This is a genomic window from Halorubrum sp. JWXQ-INN 858 (assembly GCF_009806985.1).
GTDB lineage: Archaea > Halobacteriota > Halobacteria > Halobacteriales > Haloferacaceae > Halorubrum.
In genome coordinates this window covers 99,364-118,413 of record NZ_WUAX01000011.1, presented here as the reverse complement: position 1 = coordinate 118,413, position 19,050 = coordinate 99,364, and the positions used below count along the sequence as shown (strand labels likewise).

Here is a 19,050-nt window from a genome sequence, read left to right as displayed (position 1 = left end):
CGCGGGGCGGGCCGAGCCGGACCGGGCGGCCACTCCCCGTGGCGGGGGTGGCGGGGCGACGCCTTACAGTCGTTCGACGATCGCCGCGGTGACCTCCGAGGTCGTCGCGGAGCCGCCGAGGTCGCCGGTCCGCGGGCCGTCGCGCAACACGCCCTCGACGGCGTCGCGGACACCTTGCCCCTCGTCGACGTAGCCGAGGTACTCGAGTAGCATCGCCGCCGACAGGATCGCGGCAGTGGGGTTCGCGACCCCCTCGCCGGCGATGTCGGGCGCGGTCCCGTGGACCGGCTCGAACAGCGCGTTGTCGTGGCCGATGTTGGCCGACGGGAGCAGTCCGAGCCCGCCGACGAGCCCGGCGGCCAGATCGGAGAGCACGTCGCCCGCGAGGTTCCCGCAGACGACGACGCCGTACTGGGTCGGGTCGAGCGGGAGCTTCGTCGCGAACGCGTCCATCAGCTCCTCGTCGGCGTCGACGCCGTGCTCCTCGGCGACCGACAGCACCTCCTCGCGGAACCGCCCGTCGGTCTCGCGCATCACGTTCGCCTTGTGTGCGACCGTGAACCCGTCGCGGTGGTCCGGGCCGCGCCCGTCCGCGACGAACTCGCAGGCGAACTCGGCGAGTTCGCGCGACGCCGACGACGTGACGACGCGCGTCAGCGTCGAGAGGTCCTCGGAGAGCCGGTCCTCGTGGCCAGAATACACCCCTTCGGTGTTCTCACGGAGGAAGACGACGTCCGTCTCCGGTCGCACGGCGTCGACGCCGGGGTACGCCTTCGCCGGGCGCACGTTGACGAACGATCCGACCGCGTCGCGGAGCGGGAGGATGACGTCCGCGGCCGTCTCGCCGGCCGCGCCGAACAGCGTCGCGTCCGCGTTCGCGGCCGCCTCGTACGTCTCCGCCGGCAGCGCCTCGCCGGTCTCCGCCTCCACCGCGTCACCGGCCGCGGCGTACGTGTAGGTGAAGCCGTCCGCGTCGATCGCGTCGCTCGACGCCGCGGCCGCGTCCAGTACGTCGATCGCGGCGGGGACGACCTCGCCGCCGATCCCGTCGCCCTCGATGACGACGATCTCCTCGGCCATTCAGTCGTCCCCCGCGCCGTCGGCCGGACCGTCAGCACCGGCCTCGTCGGGTACGTCCGACGCCGGGATGTACGGCAGCGAGCGTGCCGTCTCGGCGACGGCCGCCTCGTTCGCACCCATCAGCGCCGTGGTGTCCCAGACGCCCTCGACGAGCGCCTTTCGCTGTGCCTCGCTCACCTCCGCGTCGACGACCGTGTCGCCGTACGTGATCGTCTCCGACTCGACGTCGATGTCGATGGTCGTGTCGGGGGTCGTCTCGACGTGGTCCTGGAGCGCTTCGATCTCCGCGGCGCTCGCGGTGACCGTGGGGATCCCGAGCGCGAGGCAGTTGCCCGCGAAGATCTCCGCGAACGACTCGCCGACGACCGCGTCGATCCCCCAGCGCATCAGCGCCTGCGGGGCGTGCTCGCGCGAGGAGCCGCAGCCGAAGTTGGCGTTGACGACCAGTACGTTCGCGCCCTGATAGCGCTTCTCGTTGAACGGGTGGTCCTTCTCGTTGTCCGCGTCGTCGAACCGCTGATCGAAAAACGAGAACTGTCCGAGCCCGTCGAACGTGACGACCTTCATGAACCGGGCCGGGATGATCTGGTCGGTGTCGATGTCGTTGCCGCGCACGGGGATCCCCGTACCCGAGACGTCCGTCACCTTCTCGGCAGGCGCATCGCCGTCCGCAAAGCCCGAGTGGTCGACGTCGCCGCTCATGCGACGGTCACCTCCGTCAGTTCGCGGACGTCGGTGACCTCGCCGGTCACCGCCGCCGCCGCGACCATGATCGGACTCATCAGAACGGTCCGCCCGTCCTTCGACCCCTGTCGCCCGACGAAGTTCCGGTTCGAGGAGGAGGCGCTCGCCTCGTCGCCCTCCAGCTGGTCGTCGTTCATGCCGAGACACATCGAACAGCCGGGCTCGCGCCAGTCGAAGCCGGCCTCGATGAACACCTCGTCGAGCCCCTCGGCCTCCGCGGCCCGCTGGACCCGCTGGCTGCCGGGAACGACCATCGCGCGCACGTCGTCGTCGACGGCCCGGCCCTTCACGAACGCCGCGGCCTCCCGCAGGTCCTTCAGGCGGGCGTTCGTACACGACCCGAGGAAGGCGACGTCGATCTCGTACCCTTCCATCGTCTCGCCGGGCTCGACGCGCATGTGTTTCTGTGCGCGCCGTGCGGTGTCCCGTTTGTCCGCGGGGAGGTCCTCCGGCTCCGGGATCGGTTCCGAGATGCCGATCCCCTGGCCGGGGGTCGTTCCCCACGTTACCGTCGGCTCGATCGCGGAGCCGTCGATGACCACGACGTCGTCGTACGTCGCGTCGTCGTCGGAGGCGACGGACTCCCAGTACGGCTTCAGCTCCTCGAACGCTTCGGGGTCATCGGCGAAGGCGTCCGTCTTCCGGAGCCACTCGTAGGTGGTCTCGTCGGGATTGACGTACCCCGCGCGGGCACCGCCCTCGATCGACATGTTGCAGATCGACATCCGACCCTCCATCCCGAGGCTCTCGATGGCCTCGCCGGCGTACTCGTACACGTAGCCGACGCCGCCGTCCGTCCCGAGCTCCCGGATGATCGTGAGGATCACGTCCTTGGCCGTGACGCCCTCGCCGAGCTCGCCGGTGACCTCGATCTTCCGAACCCGCTGTTTCCCCATGGCGATACAGCCGGTCGCCAGCACGTCGCGGATCTGTGAGGTCCCGATCCCGAACGCGAGCGCGCCGAACGCGCCGTGTGTCGACGTGTGCGAGTCGCCACAGACGATCGTCATGCCGGGCTGGGTGAGCCCCTGCTCCGGACCGATGACGTGGACGATCCCCTGGTTCCCCGAGTCGGGGTCCGAGAAGTCGATCCCGGAGCCGCGGACGTTCGCTTCCAGCTCCGCCATCATCTCCTCGGCGGCGTCGTCGCGGTATGGGCGGTCGCGGTTCCCCGTCGGAACGATGTGATCGACCGTCGCGTGCGTGCGCTCCGGGAAGGCGACCGTCTGGTCGCGCTCCCGTAACATCCCGAACGCCTGCGGGCTCGTCACCTCGTGTACGAGGTGGAGGCCGACGAACAGCTGGTCCTGTCCGGTCGGCAGCGACGCCACCCGGTGTCGGTCCCACACCTTGTCGTACAGCGTCCCGCTACTCATCGGTGCGCTCCGTCCCGGCCGCGCCGTCCGGGCCGCGGATCCACACGTCGTTCACGTCCGCGTTTCGCGGCGTGTGGTCGACGTCGCCCATCGTCGATCGGTCGGTCGTCGATCGCTCCCCCATCAGGCTTTCACCTCGGTTTTCTCGTCGTCGGCTTCCTCGTCCTCCTGCCAGGCGAACAGCCCGCGGAGCTCCTCGCCGACTGCCTCGATCTCGTGGTTCTTCTCCGCGGTCCGGAGCTGCTCGTAGTTCGGGCGGCCCGCCTGGTTCTCGACGATCCACTCGCGGGCGAACGTCCCGTCCTGGACCTTCTCTAAGACCTCCTCCATGTTCTCGCGGGCGTGCTCGTCGACGACGACGTCGCCCTGGGTCAGCCCGCCGTACTCGGCGGTGTCGGAGACGGAGTCCCACATGCCGCCGAGCCCGTCCTCGTACATCAGGTCGACGATGAGCTTCAGCTCGTTCAGGCACTCGAAGTACGCCATCTCCGGCGAGTAGCCCGCGTCGACGAGCGTCTCGTAGCCCTGCTTGACGAGCGAGGTGACGCCGCCACAGAGGACGGCCTGCTCGCCGAACAGGTCGGTTTCGGTCTCCTCGCGGAAGGACGTCTCCACGACGCCGGCGCGGGTACAGCCGATCGCGGCCGCGTACGCGAGCCCCTCGTCGTGGGCGTCGCCCGTCGCGTCCTGATAAATGGCCAGCAGTCCGGGGGTCCCCTCGTCGTTCTCGTAGTTCCGGCGCACCAGGTGGCCCGGCGACTTCGGCGCGACCATCGTCACGTCGACGTCCTCTGGCGGCTGGATCTGGTTGTAGTGGATGTTGAACCCGTGGGCGAACTGCAGCGTGTCGCCGGCCTCGAGGTTCGGCTCGATGGCGTTCTCGTACACGTCCGGCTGGACCGTGTCCGGCACGAGCACGCTCACGATGTCCGCCTCCGCGACCGCGTCGGCGGGCGTCGCCACGCGGAGCCCGTCGCTCTCTGCGGCGTCCCACGAGGAGCTGCTCTCGCGGAGCCCCACGACGACGTCGACCCCGCTGTCGGCGAGGTTCTGTGCGTGTGCGTGTCCCTGCGAGCCGTAGCCGAGCACGGCCACGGTCTTCTGTGCGATGTGTTCGCTGTCCGCGTCGTCGTCGTAGTATACGGTCGAGTCGAACGTCTGAGTGTCGTCTTCGGTCATCGTGTCTGTGAGTAGTTGTCGTCTGGTGTCGTCGGTTCGCCGGCCGTTCCGGGTTTCTCTCCTGGTGCCGTCGGGACGTCGCCGCGCGCCAGCGCCGTCTGGCCGGTCCGGGCGATCTCGATGATCCCGAACTGGTCGAACGCGTCGAGCGCGTCGTCGATCTTCGACTCGTCGCCCGTCAGTTGGACCGTGATCGTCCGCGGCCCGGCGTCGAGCGTCTGCCCGTCGTACATCTCCGTCACCGCGTGGACCTTGTCCGGCTCCGCCCCGCGGACCTTCAACAGGACCAGCTCGGAGCGGACGGCGTTGCCGGACACCTCGCCGACCGAGATGACGGGTTTGAGCTTCGCCATCTGCTTTTCGATCTGGTCGATCCCCGGGTCAGTCTCCTCGACCACCATCGTGATGCGGGAGTGGCCGTCGACGGTCGTCGGCCCCACCGTGAGGCTCTCGATGTTGAACTGCCGTCGGGAGACGAGCCCGGAGACGCGCGCGAGCACGCCCGGCTCGTCCTCGACCAACGCGGAGATGACCGCGCGACGGACGTGGTGTTCCGCCTCGACCACGGGGTCGATCCGGTGACCCTCGCTGTTGCGTCGCCCCTCGGGGTGCGGGCGGTCCTCGGGCGCGGGGCCGACGACCTGTGTGGTCTCGTCGCCGCTCATAGCTGGTCCTCCGAGAGCGCGAACTGCCCGTTCGCCCCGCCGCTCGGGACCATCGGGAGCACGTTCTCCTCGGGGTCGACGTGGAAGTCGATCACCGCCGGGCCGTCGTACGAGAGCGCCTCCTCGATGGCGGGTGCGACCTCGTCGTAGCCGTCGACGCGGATCCCGAGCGCGCCGAACGCCTCGGCGAGCTTGTCGAACTCGGGCATCCAGTTGTACTCCGAGGCCATGTGGCGGCCCTCGAAGAAGGCGTCCTGCCACTGGCGGACCATCCCGATGTACTCGTTGTTGAGCACGGCGATCGTGACGTTCATCTCCTCGCGGACGGCGACGGAGAGCTCCTGTAGCGTCATCAGGAACGAGCCGTCGCCGTCGAAGCAGATCACGTCGCGATCCGGCTCGCCCGTCGCGTCGGCCGCGAGCCGCGCGCCGATCGCCGCGGGCACGCCGTACCCCATCGTCCCCAACCCGTGTGAGGACACCCACGTCCGCGGCTCCGTGTACGTCCAGAACTGTGCGGCCCACATCTGGTGTTGGCCGACGCCCGTGGTGACGATCGTGTCGTCGTCGGTCGCCTCGTCGAACGCCTCGACGACGAACTGCGGCTTGAGCGGCTCGTCGTCCGGCGTCGCGTACGCGAGCGGGTACGTCTCCTTCCACTCCTGACACCGCTCGCGCCACGGGTCGGCGTCGGGCTCCGCCCGCACCGCCGCCGTGAGCTGGTCCAGCACGGTCCCCGCGTCGCCGATCAGCGGGTAATCGGCGTACACGTTCTTCGAGATCTCCGCCGGGTCGATGTCGACGTGGACGACCTCCGCCTCGGGCGCGAACGTGTCGATCCCGCCGGTCAGCCGGTCGTCGAACCGGGTCCCGACCGCGATCAGACAGTCCGTGTGAGTGATCGCCATGTTGGCGTAGCCGGTGCCGTGCATCCCCGCCCACGAGAGACAGAGCTCGTCGTCCTCGGGGAACGTGCCGATCCCGGGCATCGTCGTCGTCACCGGGATCCCGTACGTCCGCGCGAACGTCCGCGCCGCGCCGCTCGCCTCGGCCTTGACGACGCCGCCGCCGAACAGACACAGCGGTCGGTCCGCCTCCTCGATGGCGCGGGCGGCCGCCGCGACCGCGTCGGGGTCGGCGCTCGGCTCCGGCGTGGTTCCCGGGGGAGCCGCGGCCGGACCGGGCGTCTCCGCGGTCTCGGCGAGGGTGACGTCCTTCGGCAGGTCGACGAGCGTCGGGCCGGGACGACCGACCCGCGACAGCTCGAACGCCTCGCCGACGACGTCGCCGACGGTGTCCGCGTCGCCCGCGAAGTAGTTGTGTTTCGTCACCGGGCGCGTCACGCCGACGGTGTCGGTCTCCTGGAACGCGTCGTTGCCGACGAACTCGGTCGGCACCTGCCCGGTCAGCGCGAGCATCGCGTCGGAGTCCATGTCGGCGTCGGCGATCCCGGTGACGAGGTTCGTCGCTCCGGGGCCGGAGGTCGCCAGACAGAGTCCCGGCTCGCCCGTCACGACCCCGTATGCGTCGGCGGCGTGTGCCGCGCCCTGTTCGTGGGCCATCGTCACGTGTCGGATCGAGGACCCGTACAGGGCGTCGTAAACCGGCATGATCGCGCCGCCCTGCACGCCGAACGCGGTCTCCGCGCCGGCGGCCTCCAGGGCGGCGACGACGGACTCCGCGCCCGTCGACACGGTGCCGCGTCCGTCGTCCGCGTCCGGTGCGGGCTCTGCGGGCTCCGCGCCGGTCCGTTCGTCCGTGGGATCCCCGTCCTCCGTTCCGTCGGGGTCCTCTCGTGGCTGTGCTGCTGTGTCGCTCATGTTCGTGGTGGCGTGTAGTGTCTGCGCATGTTCCCTGCGCTGGTGTGGCTCGGTCCGAACGCCGAAACCACGGCCGGGAGCCGGCCCGACCGCTGGCGTTCGTCGGTACGTCGCATCGGTGAGGAAGGGGTGATGTAGGGGGTTAGACCCCTACGATGATCGTGGCGACGGCTCGCGCGTCGGAACCGATCGTGCGGCCCTGGGTTCGCCGTCGCATCTCGTTCCGGCAGACGCATGCCACCTATAAATTCCTGTCGGGACGAGCAACCGTTGCGGCGATCCGTCGGCCGAAACGGGGTGTTCATCGAGGATCCGTCACCGCATCGTCGGACGAACCCCGAACGCGGCCGCTCCGGGTCGGCTGCCTCGTCGGGGGAGGCCATCAGATCCTGACCTCCTCGTCCTCGCGGGCGATCCCCGCCTCACGCGCGAACCGCTCGACGTCGCCGGCGGTTACCTGCTGCTTGCCCGAGCCGTACTCCTTGACGCGTTTCGTCATGGCGCGGACCTCGCTCTCGGACGGGTCGAAGCCCGCCTCGACCAGGTGCTTTCGCACGCTGTGGGTGCCGGTGTGTTTGCCCAGCACGAACTCCCGTTCCGCGCCCACCATCTCCGGGGTCATCACGCCGGTCTCGAACGTGTCCGCGTTCTCGATGACGCCGGCGGCGTGGATGCCCGACTCGTGGGCGAACGCGTTCCGCCCGGTGATGGGCTTGTTCGCCGGCACCGGGATGTCCGAGGCGGCCTCGACGATCCGGGCCAGCTCCGTGATCTGGGTCGTGTCGATGCCGGTGTCGACGCCGTAGACCGACTCGACCGCCATCACGACCTCCTCGTAGGCGGCGTTGCCGGCGCGCTCGCCGATCCCGTTGACCGACACCTGCGCCTGCTCCGCGCCGTTCTCGAAGCCCATGACCGCGTTCGCGGCGGCCATCCCGAAGTCGTCGTGGGTGTGGACGTCGACGCGCGCGTCGGTCGCCTCCACCACGGCCTTCACCGTCTTGCCGAAGCTGGTCGGCATCCCGACGCCGCAGGTATCGGGGATGTTGATCCAGTCCGTGCCGGCGTCGGAGACCGCCTCGACGATGTCGATCAGGTAGTCGGGGTCGGTCCGGGTGGCGTCCATCGGCGAGAACATGCATTCGACGCCGGCGTCTTTCACCTGGCGGACGGCGTCGACGGCGCGGTCTTTCGCCTCCTCGCGGGTCGCGTGCATCGAGTCCTCCAGCTGGACGTCGCTGGTGGAGACGAACACGTGGACCAACTGGACGCCCGAATCGATCGCGGCGTCGATGTCGCCCTCGACGACCCGGGCGAGCCCGCAGACGGTGGTGTCCGTCGCGGCGGCGATATCGCTCACGGCCTCGAACTCCGCGTCCGAGTTCACCGGGAACCCCGCCTCGATGACGTGGGTGCCCATGTCGTCCAGCGTCGCCGCTATGCGGCGTTTCTCGTCGTAGCTGAACGACGTCCGTGGTGACTGTTCACCGTCTCGTAACGTCGTGTCGAAGATCCGTACAGGACCGATATCGATGTTAGAAGCTATCGTGCCCTGGAAGAACTCGATCCGCCGGGGTGTCCGACGAAGCCTCCGTGATGTCTGTCATCGACTGCCACCAATACGTTCGTGAACTTAAAGGTGTCGTCAATCGCGACGATCCCCGCGACCGCGACGGCGACGATCGCCGGCCGGAACGGAAAATCGCCACCACTCAACGCCACTTAAGTCCCTTATATTGATTATATATTCGAGCCGTTCCGACGCCGATCACGGTTTCGACCCCGCTTGATATACCGGTTGGACGTTCGTTCCCCGATCGCCTCGGCTCGCGCGCGGTTCTTTCGGATCGTCAATTTCGGGGTGGTGGCGACCCGACCGCTTGCCGCCGACCGCTTGCCGCCGACCGGGGAGGCTCGTGTCAGTCGTCGGTTGGAGAGTCGTCGATCGAGGGGTCGTCGGTTGGAGAGTCGTCGATCGAGGGGTCGTCGGTTGGAGAGTCGTCGATCGAGGAACTATCAGTCGGGAGACAGCCGGCCGCGAGCAGCCCCTCGACGAGCCGATCGATGGCCGCCTGGATCGGCTCCAGCTCCGCGATCGTCGTCCGGTTGTACTCGCGCTTGCTCACGTCGACGTGCTCGGGGACGATCCGGTGGGCCCGCATCGACAGCTCGGCGAGCCGCCGCGCCTCGTCGGTGTCGGGGTACCGCGGGAGCGCGAGCTCCGAGACGACCGCCTTCGAGAGCCCGGACTTGCCGCCGCCGGTGACGCCCTCGATCGCCCGCCGATAGCTCGCGGAGTTGAGCAGCGCACAGAGGAAGTGCGCCTCCTCGCGGTCGTCGGTCGGAACGAACATGCAGTGGTCGCCGGGGACGACCGGCTTCTCGCCGAGCGCCTCGTCCGTGACGGTCGAGACGACGACGAAGTGGGGCTTGAACGCGAGCCGACACCAGACCACCTTGTACGGCGACCACGTGTACTCCCCGAGCCCGAACACGTTGTAGAAGGGGCCGTGGTCGAGCCACGACGACGACCGCGCCGCCAGTTCCTCGCGGCGCTCCCGGAGGTAGTCGTACGTCGCCGGACACGACGCCGCGAGCGCCGCCTCGTTGTCCGCGTGTGCCTCGTCCATCGGCACGAGCCGCCGGTCGTGACCGAACAGCCCGTACTTCACGACGTGTCGAGACTTGAGGTAGGGGAACACCCGATCCGCTTCGATCGCGTCGAGCGTCGCCTCGTCGACGTCGAACACGGCCGCCGCGTCGTCCTTCACGCCGTGTCTGATCGGCACGGCACACTCCCCGAGGGCCCGCCGGTCGGCGTCCGCGCGGATCCACGAGCCCGCCGGGTCGTCCCCGTCGATCGGGCGGTACGCCGTCCCCTCACGGGTTAACGTCCGGGACATCGCCCGGGCGCTGGCGAACGAGGGGCCCTGATCCGAGCCCCCCCGCGACCACGACGTCGCGTCCACCGGAAACGTCGTGTCCCGGTCGGCCCGCAGCGTGTAGACGGACGCGTCCGGGGTCACGTCCCCGCCGAACGGGTCGAGGCGGGTCAGGTCCTGAACCCGTTCGACGGCCACGGGCCGATCGCCCACGTCGCCCGCGCGGAAGAGCCGCCCGGAGGGCCCCTTCGTCAGTCCGCGTTTGAGGACGACGCTCGCGGAGCCCCCCGCGGCGAGGTAGCGATCGATACAGACCCAGACGAACGGGACGGAGACGTCGTCGTTGGCGTGGCCGAGCAGCGACGCCGCGCCCTCGTGTGCGAGCAGTCCGAGCCGGTCGACGTGCGCGTCGCGCCACGCTTCCCGGGTCGACTCGGGGAGGTTCGCCCACGTGATCCACGGCGGGTTGCCGACGAGGTGGTCCGCGGTCGGGTCCAGCCGCCCGTCCCCGAACCGGATCCCGGACCCCGCCTCCGCGTCGATCCCGCCCGCGAGCCCGACCGAATCGGTGAGGAAGACCGGGAGTTCGACGGCCTCGACGCCGTCCGCCGCGAGGAGGTCGGCGATCGAGAGCGCGTAGCGGAGCTTCGCGCTCCGCACCGCGACCGGATTGATGTCGAACCCGACCACGGTGTCGGTGAGGGTGGCGACGAGCGCCGCGGGGTCGCCGGATCCCGGAGGGGACGGCGGCTCCTCGATCGCGGCCCGCTTCGCGCGGAGGCTCGCGTCGAGGAACACCCCCGACCCGCAGCCGGGGTCCAACACCCGGTCCGAGGCGTGGTCGGCGACCGGGAGGGCGTCGACGGCGACGCTCGCGAGCCCCCGCGGCGTGTAGTACTGCCCGAGCGCCAGCCGGACGGACCGGTCCACCGTGCGCTCGTACAGCGCCCGGAGGAACCCTCCGTCGACCGCGGTACGGAGCGATCCGACCGGTTCGAGCGCGTCCGTCGATCCGAACGCTTCGCGCGAACCGAGCGCCCCGCCCGACGCGACGTGCTCGTGAAGCGGATCGAACTCGAGGGGGAACACGTCCGTGTTGGCCGTCGCCTCCCGGTTGCGTATCCGTACCCGGAGGGCGGTCTCGACCCGGTCGAGGAGGCGGGCGACGGCGAAGTCGTACGCGAGGGCGTGGACGAACGCCTCGTCGGGGGCGGCGTCGATCCGGCTGAACACGTCGCCGTGCGCCTCGCGGACGAACGCGGCCCAGTCGTCGGCCGCGGCGCGGAGTTTCGGGTCCGGACCCGCCCCCGTGTTCTCGACCCCGCGTCTCGCCGCGCCGTGCTCCCCGGCCCCGTCACCGCCCCTTCTTTCGTCACTCCCGTCGGCGAGCATCGCGGTCACTCGCTCGGCGTACGGGCGCACGAGGCCCTCGTGGATGCGGTCTGCGAGGGTCGCGGCCAGGCGCACCGCGTCGTCCGCGGTCGCGTCGGTTCGGGCGTCCGTCACATCCCCATGTCGGCGGCGGCGTCCGGGACGGGGAGGTCGCCGACGGCGACCCCGAGCACCTCAGCGGCGTGGTCGAGGGCCATGTCGAAGCCGTAGTAGCGCTCCAGCTCGTCGCCGTCGGGGCCGGCCCTGACCTTCAACATCGCGTAGCCGTCGACGTTCTGGGCGACGGTCGCGACGCGCCCGCCCGCCGAGAAGGTGAGGACTCGCTCAGCGTCGGTCTCCTCGTAGTCGGCGACGACGCCGTCCGCCTCCGTCGTGTCGGTCATACCCACGGTACGGCACCGCCCGTGTCGTATCTGTCGGTTCACCCCGGGAATTCATCCGGGGGTTCATCGCGGGTCGCGACCGCGAGCCCCGGATCGGCTCGGATCGACCCGGAGCGGCCCGGGTCGGCCCGGAACGCTACCGCGGGTCCCAGCCGTGGAACGACGCGCCCGACTCTAACTCGAGGTCGAACGCGCGGATGAGGGCCCCGAGGGCGGCGTACCCGCCCGCGGTGGCGGCGATGCCGACGATCTCCTCGTCGTCGTACAGCTCGGCGATCGCCGCGTGGGTGACGGCGTCGACCGCCTCGTCGACGACGGCGGTCGCGTACTCGACGAGGGTCCGCTCGTCGGCGTCGAGCCGGGCGAGGTCGCGGTCGCCGACCGCGGCGATACGGTCGTCGTCGATGCCGACGTCGCGCGCGATGTTGACGTGCTGGTGCCACTCGTAGCGGCTGTCGATCGCGCGCGCCGTCGCGAGGATGACGAACTCGCGCTCGCGGTCGGTGAGGCCGCTCTCGTTCCACAGCGACCGCAGGTACGCCCGCATCCCCGCGAGCACGGCGGGGTTGTTGCCGATCGACCGGTAGACGTGAAGGGGTTCCCCCTGGAGGGCGGAGTCGAGGAGGTGTTCGTGTTCGTCCGGGACGTCCGCCGCGTCGACGTAGGGTACGCGAGCCATGCGTGGGCGTGGACCCCCGGCGGGTTAGCTCCGCGTGACTCGGTAGGGTTCGCCGGGACCGGTGGTCGTGACGAACCGAGCGTGGCGACGGGCCCGCCGTCCGCGATGGCAACCTTAAGGGGCGTCACCCGCCAAGCGGTGACAATGGCTATCGAGGTGTCCCGGCGGCGGGCGTGGCTGATGGCGGCGCGCCCGCAGACGCTGCCGGCGGCGGCGGCCCCCGTGATCGTCGGCGTCGGACTCGCGGTCGAGGCGGGCGTCTTCGCCCCGCTGCCCGCGCTCGCGGCGTTCGTCGGCGCGGCGCTCATCCAGGTCGGGACGAACTTCGCGAACGACTACTACGACGCGGTCCAGGGGGCCGACACCGACGACCGCGAGGGGTTCACCCGGGTCGTCGCCAGCGGGCTCATCGAGCCGGCCGAGGTGAAACGCGCGATGTGGCTCACGTTCGCGGCCGCGATCCTCGTCGGCACGTACCTCGTCGCCGTCGGCGGGGTCCCCATCCTCGTGATCGGGCTCGCCTCCGTCGCCGCGGGGATCGCCTACACGGGCGGGCCGTACCCGCTCGGCTACCACGGGCTCGGCGACGTCTTCGTCTTCGTCTTCTTCGGCGTGATCGCCGTCGTGGGGACGTACTACGTACAGGCGGCCGCGCTCGTCGGCGGGACGTTCCCGCTGTGGGTCCCCCCGGGAACGGTGACGCTCGCCGCGGTCGTCGCGAGCCTGCCGGTCGCGGCGCTGTCGACGAACATCCTCGTCGTCAACAACGTGCGCGACCGCGAGGAGGACGCCGAGACCGGCAAGCGGACCCTCGCGGTCCGGTTCGGCTACCGGTTCTCCCGCGCCCAGTTCTTCGCGCTGCTCGCGCTCGCGTACGCGACCCCGGTCTGGTTCCTCGCGGCGGGGTACGGCGTCGCCGTCCTCCTCCCGCTCCTCACGCTCCCGCTCGCGGTCGGGGTGGCTCGGACCGTCGGCTCGGAGACCGCCGGTGACGCGCTCAACCCCGCGCTCGAAGCGACCGGGAAACTGCTCGCGGCCTACGCGGTCGCGTTCGCCGTCGGCCTCGCGCTCTGATGCGGCTGCGACGCTTCTCGCTCCCGCTCGTGACCCCCTTGCGGACGGCCCGCGCGGAGCTGCGACGGCGTGAGGGGGTCGCGATCGCGCTGGGCGGGACGGACTGGACGCCACCGGACGCCGCGGGAGCGGAGCCGCCGCCGGCAGCGACGGACGACGCGGCGTCGCCCGCCACCGTCGGCGTCGGCGAGGCGACGCCGCTGCCGGGCTGGACCGAGTCGTTTCCGGCGTGTGTGGCGGCGCTCCGGGACGCCCGGGACGCCCGGGACGCCCGCCACGCTCGGGGCGATCGGGGGGCTCGTGACGCCCGCGATGCCCTCGCCGCGCTCGACCCGTCGGAGACGCCCGCGGCCCGACACGGCCTCGCGCTCGCGATCGCGGACGCCCGCTCGCGTGCCGTCGGGGAGCCGTTGGCGGCGACGCTCGCGGACGAGGTCGGCCTCCCTGCGCCGTCGGCGAGCGTCCCCGTCAACGCCACGATCGGCGACGGCTCGCCCGAGGAGACCGCTCGGGCCGCCGCGCGCGCCGTCGACGAGGGGTATCGGTGTCTCAAGTTGAAGGTGGGCGCACGCGGGGTCGACGCCGACGTCGACCGGCTCCGGGCGGTCCGTCGTCGGATCGGGTCCGACGTGACGCTGCGTGCGGACGCCAACGGCGGCTGGGACCGGTCGACCGCTCGGCGGGCGCTCCGCGGGCTGGAGGCGCTCGACGTCGCCGTCGTCGAGCAGCCGCTCCCGGCGGCCGACCTCGCGGGGCTCGCGGCGCTGTGCGGAACGGCGGCGGTCGACGTCGCGGTCGACGAGTCCCTCGTCGAACACGGGCTTCGGGCGGTCCTCGACGCGGGCGCGGCCGACGTGGCCGTCTTGAAACCGATGGCGCTCGGCGGTCCGGACCTGGCGGCCGAGGCGGCCCGGCGCGCCCGCGCGGCGGGCGTCGAACCGATCGTGACGACGACGATCGACGCCGCGATCGCCCGGACCGCCGCCGTCCACGTCGCCGCGACGATCCCCGACGTCGGGGCGTGCGGGCTCGCCACCGGCCAGCTGCTCGCGGACGACCTGGCGACCGACCCCTGCCCGATCGACGACGGGCGGATCGCCGTCCCCGCGGGCCCGGGGCTCGCCGGCAATGCGTTCGACGACGTCGTTTGAGGACGGTGTTTGAGGGCGGCTGCTCACTTTAAAAAGCGTTCGGACGGTTCGAGCCTCGCTTAAAAGGGCTCCCGGACGGTCCTCCCGCGGTTTATAAACCCGTTCGTCGCGGCGTCGCGCGTCTTCGGGAGTGGGCCTCGGTCCGGGCTACTCGACCACGTCGACCGTGCCGGTCATCCCGCTGGTCTGGTGGGGCGTGCAGACGTACTCGTACAGGCCCGGCTCGTCGAACGTGTGCTCGAAGGTGTACCCCGCCTCGTCGACGAGGTCGGACTCGAACGCGCCGTCGACCTCGACGACGTCGTGGCCGCCGCCGTTGCCGGTCCACTCCCAGACGACGGTCGTTCCGGGCTCGACGACCACGTCCGCGGGCGCGAACTCCAGCCCGTTGCCCGCCCCGACGACGACGTCGACCGCGTCCTCCCCCGTGAGGTCCTCGGGGTCGCCGTCGGCTCCGTCGTCGTCGGCACACCCGGCCAGCGCGACGACGGCGAGGGTCCCCGTTGACGAAACGAACTCCCGACGCGTTGGTTCGGCCATACCCCCGATAGGGGACCACCCTTTTAAAGAGCCGCGGACGGTCCCGACCGGCGGGAAGGCGCGGTCCCGCGATCGGTGCCCGGAAACGGGCGATCGGCCGGTCGACAGCGTCGCTCCTCACGTTCGCGTCGCCCCTTCGCTCCGTAACCCACTTTAGGGTCCCCCGAGTCGGGGGCATCATGCACGTGGTCATCATCGGGGCCGGAGAGGTCGGAACGGCCATCGCCGCCAACCTGGCCCGCGACCACGAGGTCGTCGTCGTCGACCGCGACCCCGACCGCGCCGAGCGGCTGAAGTACGAACTCGACGTGTTGACGATCGCGGGCGACGGGACCTCGCTGTCGACGCTCGAAACCGCGAGGGTCGCGAGCACGGACATGGTCATCGCCTGCACCGACGACGACCGGACGAACCTCGTCGCGTGCGGGACGGCCAAGGTCCTCGGCGACGCGTTCACGATCGCGCGGAGCAAAAGCACCGAGTACCTCCGGACGTGGGAGCGCGACGACTCGGCGTTCGGCGTCGACTTCCTCGTCTGTACGGACCTCCTGACCGCCGAGAACATCGTCCGCGTCATCGGGCTCCCGGCCGCGATCGACGTCGACCCCTTCGCGGGCGGGCTCGTCCAGATGGCCGAGTTCGACGTCCCGGAGGGGAGCCCCGTCGCCGGACAGACCGTCGCGGAGGCCGACCGCTTCGAGTCGCTGACGTTCGTGGGGCTGTTCCGGGACAGCGAGATGATCCTCCCGCGCGGCGACACCGTCATCGAGCCCAACGACCGCGCGGTCGTCATCGGAAGCCCTGAGAGCGTCCAGGCGTTCGCGACCGACATCGCGCCCGATTCGACGCCGGACGACGCCGACGAGATCGTGATCGTCGGCGGGAGCGAGATCGGCCACCAGTCCGCCAGGCTGTTGGAGGGGCTGGACCTGCGGCCGCGACTCATCGAACGGGACCCGGACCGCGCGCGATGGCTGGCGGAGCACCTCCCGAACACGCTCGTGATGGAGCACGACGCGACCGACACGGAGTTCCTCGCGCGCGAGCACGTCGACGAGGCGGACATCGTCGTCGCCACGCTCGAGTCCGACGAGAAGAACCTCCTCGTCTCCGTGCTCGCCAAGCGGCTCGGCGTCGACCGGGTCATCGCCGTCGTCGACAGCGGCGACTACGTCACCGTCTTCGAGGAGCTCGGGATCGACGTCGCGATCAACCCGCGAACCGTGACCGCCGAGGAGATCACGCGGTTCACCTACGAGAGCGTCGCGGAGAACATCGCCGTGTTGGAGAACGACCAGGCGGAGGTGCTCGAGCTCGAACTCACCGACAACTGCGCGCTGGTGGGGCGGCCGATCAGCGAGCTGGTACAGGACATCGACGCCAAGTTCGTTATCGGCGCGATCACCCGGAACCGGTCGCTCGTTACCCCGCGGGGTGACACCGTGTTGCGCCCGGGCGACCACATCATCGTCTTCGTCGAATCCTCGTTCGTGAGCGAACTGGCGGCGATGGCCTGAGATGTTCGAGACCCCCCGCCTCCGCGTCGGATGGCGCGCGAGCACCGAGCTCATGGGGACGGTCCTCACGTACCTCGCGATCCCGCTCGCGTTCCCCCTCCTGATCGCGGTGTACTACGGCGAGTCCGTGGTTCCGTTCGTCGTCGCGATCGCCGTGACCCTCGCGTTGGGAGCCTGGTTCGGACGCCTCGGCGATCCCGAGGCGGATCTCGGCCCCCGCGAGGCGTTTCTCGCCGTCTCGGCGATCTGGTTGCTCGTCGCCGTCGTCGGCGCGATCCCGTTCGTCGTCGCGGGCGTCGGGACGATCGCCCACCCGGTGAACGCGCTGTTCGAGTCGATGAGCGGCCTCACGACGACCGGCGCGACCGTGCTCGAGGACTTCTCGATCCACTCGCAGTCGGTCATGATGTGGCGGCAACTGATCCAGTGGCTCGGCGGGCTCGGGATCCTCGTCCTCGTGACGGCGGTGCTCTCCGAGCTCGGGGTCGGTGGCGCACAGCTGATGGAGTCGGAGACGCAGACCCGCGACGTCAACAAACTCACGCCGCGGATAACCCAGACCGCACGACTCATCTGGGGGCTGTACGTCGGGATCACGCTCCTCGCCGTCACGGTCTACTACGCCCTCGGGCTCACGCTGGATCCCCGAATGGACATGTACAACGCGGTCGCTCACGCGTTCACGTCGGTGGCGACCGCGGGGTTCTCGCCGGAGCCGCTGAGCGTCGGGGCGTTCCACCCCGTCATCCAGTGGGCCGTCGTGCCGTTCATGGTCATCGGATCGACGAGCTTCGTCCTGCTGTACTTCTTTTTTAACGGCGATCCGATGCGCCTGCTCCGGAACGAGGAGTTCCACTTCTACCTCGGGGCGTTGGGATTCTTCTCCGGGGTCGTCGCGCTCGCGCTGTACTTCGACCCCACGACCCGGTTCGGCGTCGAGGGGACGGTCAGACACGCCACTTTCAACGTGGTCTCCATCGTGACCACGACCGGGTACGCGAGCGTCGATTTCGACCTGTGGGCCCCCGCGGCGAAACACATGCTGTTCCTCTGTATGTTCATCGGCGGGATGGTCGGGTCGACGACGTGTTCGATCAAGTCGCTCCGGTGGCTCGTCGTCCTGAAGGCGTTTCGCCGTGACCTCTTCACGAGCGTGCACCCGGACGCGATCCGCCCGGTCCGGGTGTCCGGCTCGCCCGTCGACGAGGACGTGATCCGCGACATCTACGCGTACGTGCTGTTGAGCGTCGTCATCTTCTTCCTGCTCACCGTCTTCGTCGTCGTCGACGCCGAACGGGCCGGGCTGCGCGTGAGCGAGTTCGAGGCGATGGGTGCGGCCGCCTCGACGTTCCTGAACATCGGCCCGGCGTTCGGCGACGCGGGGCCCTACGGGACGTACGCGACCTTCCCGATGAGCACGCGGGGGGTCATGATCGTCCTCATGTGGATCGGCCGGATCGAGATCATTCCCGTGCTCGTGCTGTTCACCAAGGCGTTCTGGACGTCGTGAACGGGGATCGGACCGTCGTCCGAGGGCCGGTCGGCCGCCCCGGTCGTCGCAGTCGTCGCGATCGTCGCGGCCGCTCCGGTTGTCGCGGCCCTTTTTAAACCGGCCACGCATACGGGCGGTATGAGCGGGAAACCGACCGTCAGCGAGTACATGACCCGTGACGTCGAGACCGTCTCGCCGGACGACACGGTTTCTGCGGTCTCGAAGCGGATGGTCGAGAGCGCCGGCCACAACGGGTTTCCCGTCACCGACGGGCGAAAGGTCGAGGGGTTCGTCTCCGCGCGCGATCTCCTGTTGGTGGACCCGGAGGCCCCGATCTTCACCGTGATGTCCGCGGACCTCATCGTCGCGCATCCGGAGATGAAGGTGACTGACGCCGCCCGCGTGATCCTCCGATCGGGGATCCAGAAGCTCCCGGTCGTCGACGACGCGGGCAACCTCGTCGGGATCATCTCGAACACCGACGTCGTCCGCTCACAGATCGAGCGGGCGACCCCCGGAAAGGTCGGGAAACTGATGCGGACGCTCGAACAGATCCACGACGTCAGGCTCGACGAGGAGCGACGCACGGTCCGGCTCGACGACCTCACCCCGACGCAGGCGCGGGTGTACGCCGACGAGCTCGAGGGCCGCCAGTACGAGCTGGAGCGCGGGCTCGCCGAGCCGCTCGTCGTCATCGACAACGACGGTCGGCTCTTCCTCGCCGACGGCCACCACCGGGTGATGGCCGCCCACGAGATGGGGCTCAAGGAGATGGAGGCGTACGTCATCGTCCTCGACCGCCCCGTCGAGCTCGGGATGGCGAAGACGGCCGAGAAGGAGGGGCTCCGTGCGATCACGGACATCGAGGTCGTCGATTACGCCCGCCACCCGCTGGTGGAGACGACGAAACGGTTCCAGTAGCCACCCCGGCAGCAGCTACCCTAGCAGCAGCCATCCCGCTAGCAGCCACCCCGGCAGTAACTACCCTGCCATCCCGCCAGCAGCTACCCCAGCAGTAACCACCCCGCCACCCCGCCAGTCGGGAACGTCTTTAGGCGGCGGGAGAGAACCCCCAG

At 70.1% G+C, this 19,050-nt stretch carries 17 protein-coding genes; 5 read left to right on the top strand and 12 right to left on the bottom strand.

The features are described 5' to 3' along the window. Positions 1 to 63: 63 nt before the first annotated feature. The 11 genes from GRS48_RS09390 to GRS48_RS09345 form a co-directional block, all read right to left on the bottom strand. Positions 64 to 1,080 carry an isocitrate/isopropylmalate family dehydrogenase gene (locus GRS48_RS09390; protein WP_159485828.1) on the bottom strand — a complete coding sequence of 339 codons (1,017 nt, stop codon included), beginning with the start codon at positions 1,078 to 1,080 and terminating at the stop codon, positions 64 to 66. Next, complete coding sequence (gene leuD, locus GRS48_RS09385; RefSeq protein ID WP_159485826.1) at positions 1,081 to 1,782, bottom strand: 3-isopropylmalate dehydratase small subunit; 702 nt, start codon at positions 1,780 to 1,782, stop codon at positions 1,081 to 1,083. Continuing rightward, a complete protein-coding gene (leuC, locus tag GRS48_RS09380) occupies positions 1,779 to 3,200 on the bottom strand; it encodes a 3-isopropylmalate dehydratase large subunit (protein WP_159485824.1) in 1,422 nt (473 codons plus the stop codon). The genes leuD and leuC overlap by 4 nt, the downstream gene beginning before the upstream one ends. After that, entirely contained in the window at positions 3,193 to 3,324 is a 132-nt protein-coding gene (locus tag GRS48_RS15325) for a hypothetical protein (protein ID WP_255473087.1), read from the bottom strand. Before GRS48_RS15325 ends, leuC begins: the two co-directional genes overlap by 8 nt. Beyond that, a complete protein-coding gene (ilvC, locus tag GRS48_RS09375) occupies positions 3,324 to 4,379 on the bottom strand; it encodes a ketol-acid reductoisomerase (protein ID WP_159485822.1) in 1,056 nt (351 codons plus the stop codon). Before ilvC ends, GRS48_RS15325 begins: the two co-directional genes overlap by 1 nt. Beyond that, positions 4,376 to 5,044 (bottom strand): acetolactate synthase small subunit, encoded by a 669-nt coding sequence (ilvN, locus tag GRS48_RS09370; RefSeq protein WP_159485820.1) that lies wholly within the window; start codon positions 5,042 to 5,044, stop codon positions 4,376 to 4,378. Before ilvN ends, ilvC begins: the two co-directional genes overlap by 4 nt. Beyond that, the gene (gene ilvB / locus GRS48_RS09365) at positions 5,041 to 6,864 is read right to left on the bottom strand and encodes a biosynthetic-type acetolactate synthase large subunit (RefSeq protein WP_159485818.1); all 1,824 of its coding nucleotides are present in this window, start codon (positions 6,862 to 6,864) and stop codon (positions 5,041 to 5,043) included. Before ilvB ends, ilvN begins: the two co-directional genes overlap by 4 nt. Positions 6,865 to 7,246: 382 nt before the next feature. Continuing rightward, positions 7,247 to 8,410 carry a 2-isopropylmalate synthase gene (locus GRS48_RS09360; RefSeq protein WP_321168407.1) on the bottom strand — a complete coding sequence of 388 codons (1,164 nt, stop codon included), beginning with the start codon at positions 8,408 to 8,410 and terminating at the stop codon, positions 7,247 to 7,249. Between the two features lie 373 nt (positions 8,411 to 8,783). Continuing rightward, complete coding sequence (locus GRS48_RS09355; protein ID WP_159485814.1) at positions 8,784 to 11,252, bottom strand: N-6 DNA methylase; 2,469 nt, start codon at positions 11,250 to 11,252, stop codon at positions 8,784 to 8,786. Further along, positions 11,249 to 11,521 carry a hypothetical protein gene (locus GRS48_RS09350; protein WP_159485812.1) on the bottom strand — a complete coding sequence of 91 codons (273 nt, stop codon included), beginning with the start codon at positions 11,519 to 11,521 and terminating at the stop codon, positions 11,249 to 11,251. Before GRS48_RS09350 ends, GRS48_RS09355 begins: the two co-directional genes overlap by 4 nt. Before the next feature lie 136 nt (positions 11,522 to 11,657). Then, on the bottom strand, positions 11,658 to 12,200 hold the full coding sequence (locus GRS48_RS09345) for a carboxymuconolactone decarboxylase family protein (RefSeq protein ID WP_159485810.1): 543 nt from the start codon (positions 12,198 to 12,200) through the stop codon (positions 11,658 to 11,660). Positions 12,201 to 12,344: 144 nt separating this feature from the next. Here GRS48_RS09345 and GRS48_RS09340 point away from each other — a divergent pair, with 144 nt between their 5' ends. Continuing rightward, positions 12,345 to 13,274: a 1,4-dihydroxy-2-naphthoate polyprenyltransferase gene (locus tag GRS48_RS09340; RefSeq protein WP_159485808.1), complete on the top strand. Its 930-nt coding sequence runs from the start codon at positions 12,345 to 12,347 to the stop codon at positions 13,272 to 13,274. Then, positions 13,274 to 14,425, top strand: a complete 1,152-nt coding sequence (locus tag GRS48_RS09335; RefSeq protein WP_159485806.1) for a mandelate racemase/muconate lactonizing enzyme family protein — start codon at positions 13,274 to 13,276, stop codon at positions 14,423 to 14,425. Before GRS48_RS09340 ends, GRS48_RS09335 begins: the two co-directional genes overlap by 1 nt. Positions 14,426 to 14,572: 147 nt before the next feature. Here GRS48_RS09335 and GRS48_RS09330 read toward each other — a convergent pair whose 3' ends face one another. Then, a complete protein-coding gene (locus GRS48_RS09330) occupies positions 14,573 to 14,965 on the bottom strand; it encodes a halocyanin domain-containing protein (protein ID WP_159485804.1) in 393 nt (130 codons plus the stop codon). A 179-nt stretch (positions 14,966 to 15,144) separates the two neighbouring features. Here GRS48_RS09330 and trkA point away from each other — a divergent pair, with 179 nt between their 5' ends. From trkA to GRS48_RS09315, 3 genes are all read left to right on the top strand, one after another. Beyond that, entirely contained in the window at positions 15,145 to 16,482 is a 1,338-nt protein-coding gene (trkA, locus tag GRS48_RS09325; RefSeq protein ID WP_159485802.1) for a Trk system potassium transporter TrkA, read from the top strand. Between the two features lies 1 nt (position 16,483). Then, the gene (locus tag GRS48_RS09320) at positions 16,484 to 17,992 is read left to right on the top strand and encodes a TrkH family potassium uptake protein (RefSeq protein ID WP_159485800.1); all 1,509 of its coding nucleotides are present in this window, start codon (positions 16,484 to 16,486) and stop codon (positions 17,990 to 17,992) included. 120 nt (positions 17,993 to 18,112) lie between these two features. Then, entirely contained in the window at positions 18,113 to 18,895 is a 783-nt protein-coding gene (locus GRS48_RS09315; RefSeq protein ID WP_159485798.1) for a CBS domain-containing protein, read from the top strand. Positions 18,896 to 19,050 lie beyond the last annotated feature (155 nt).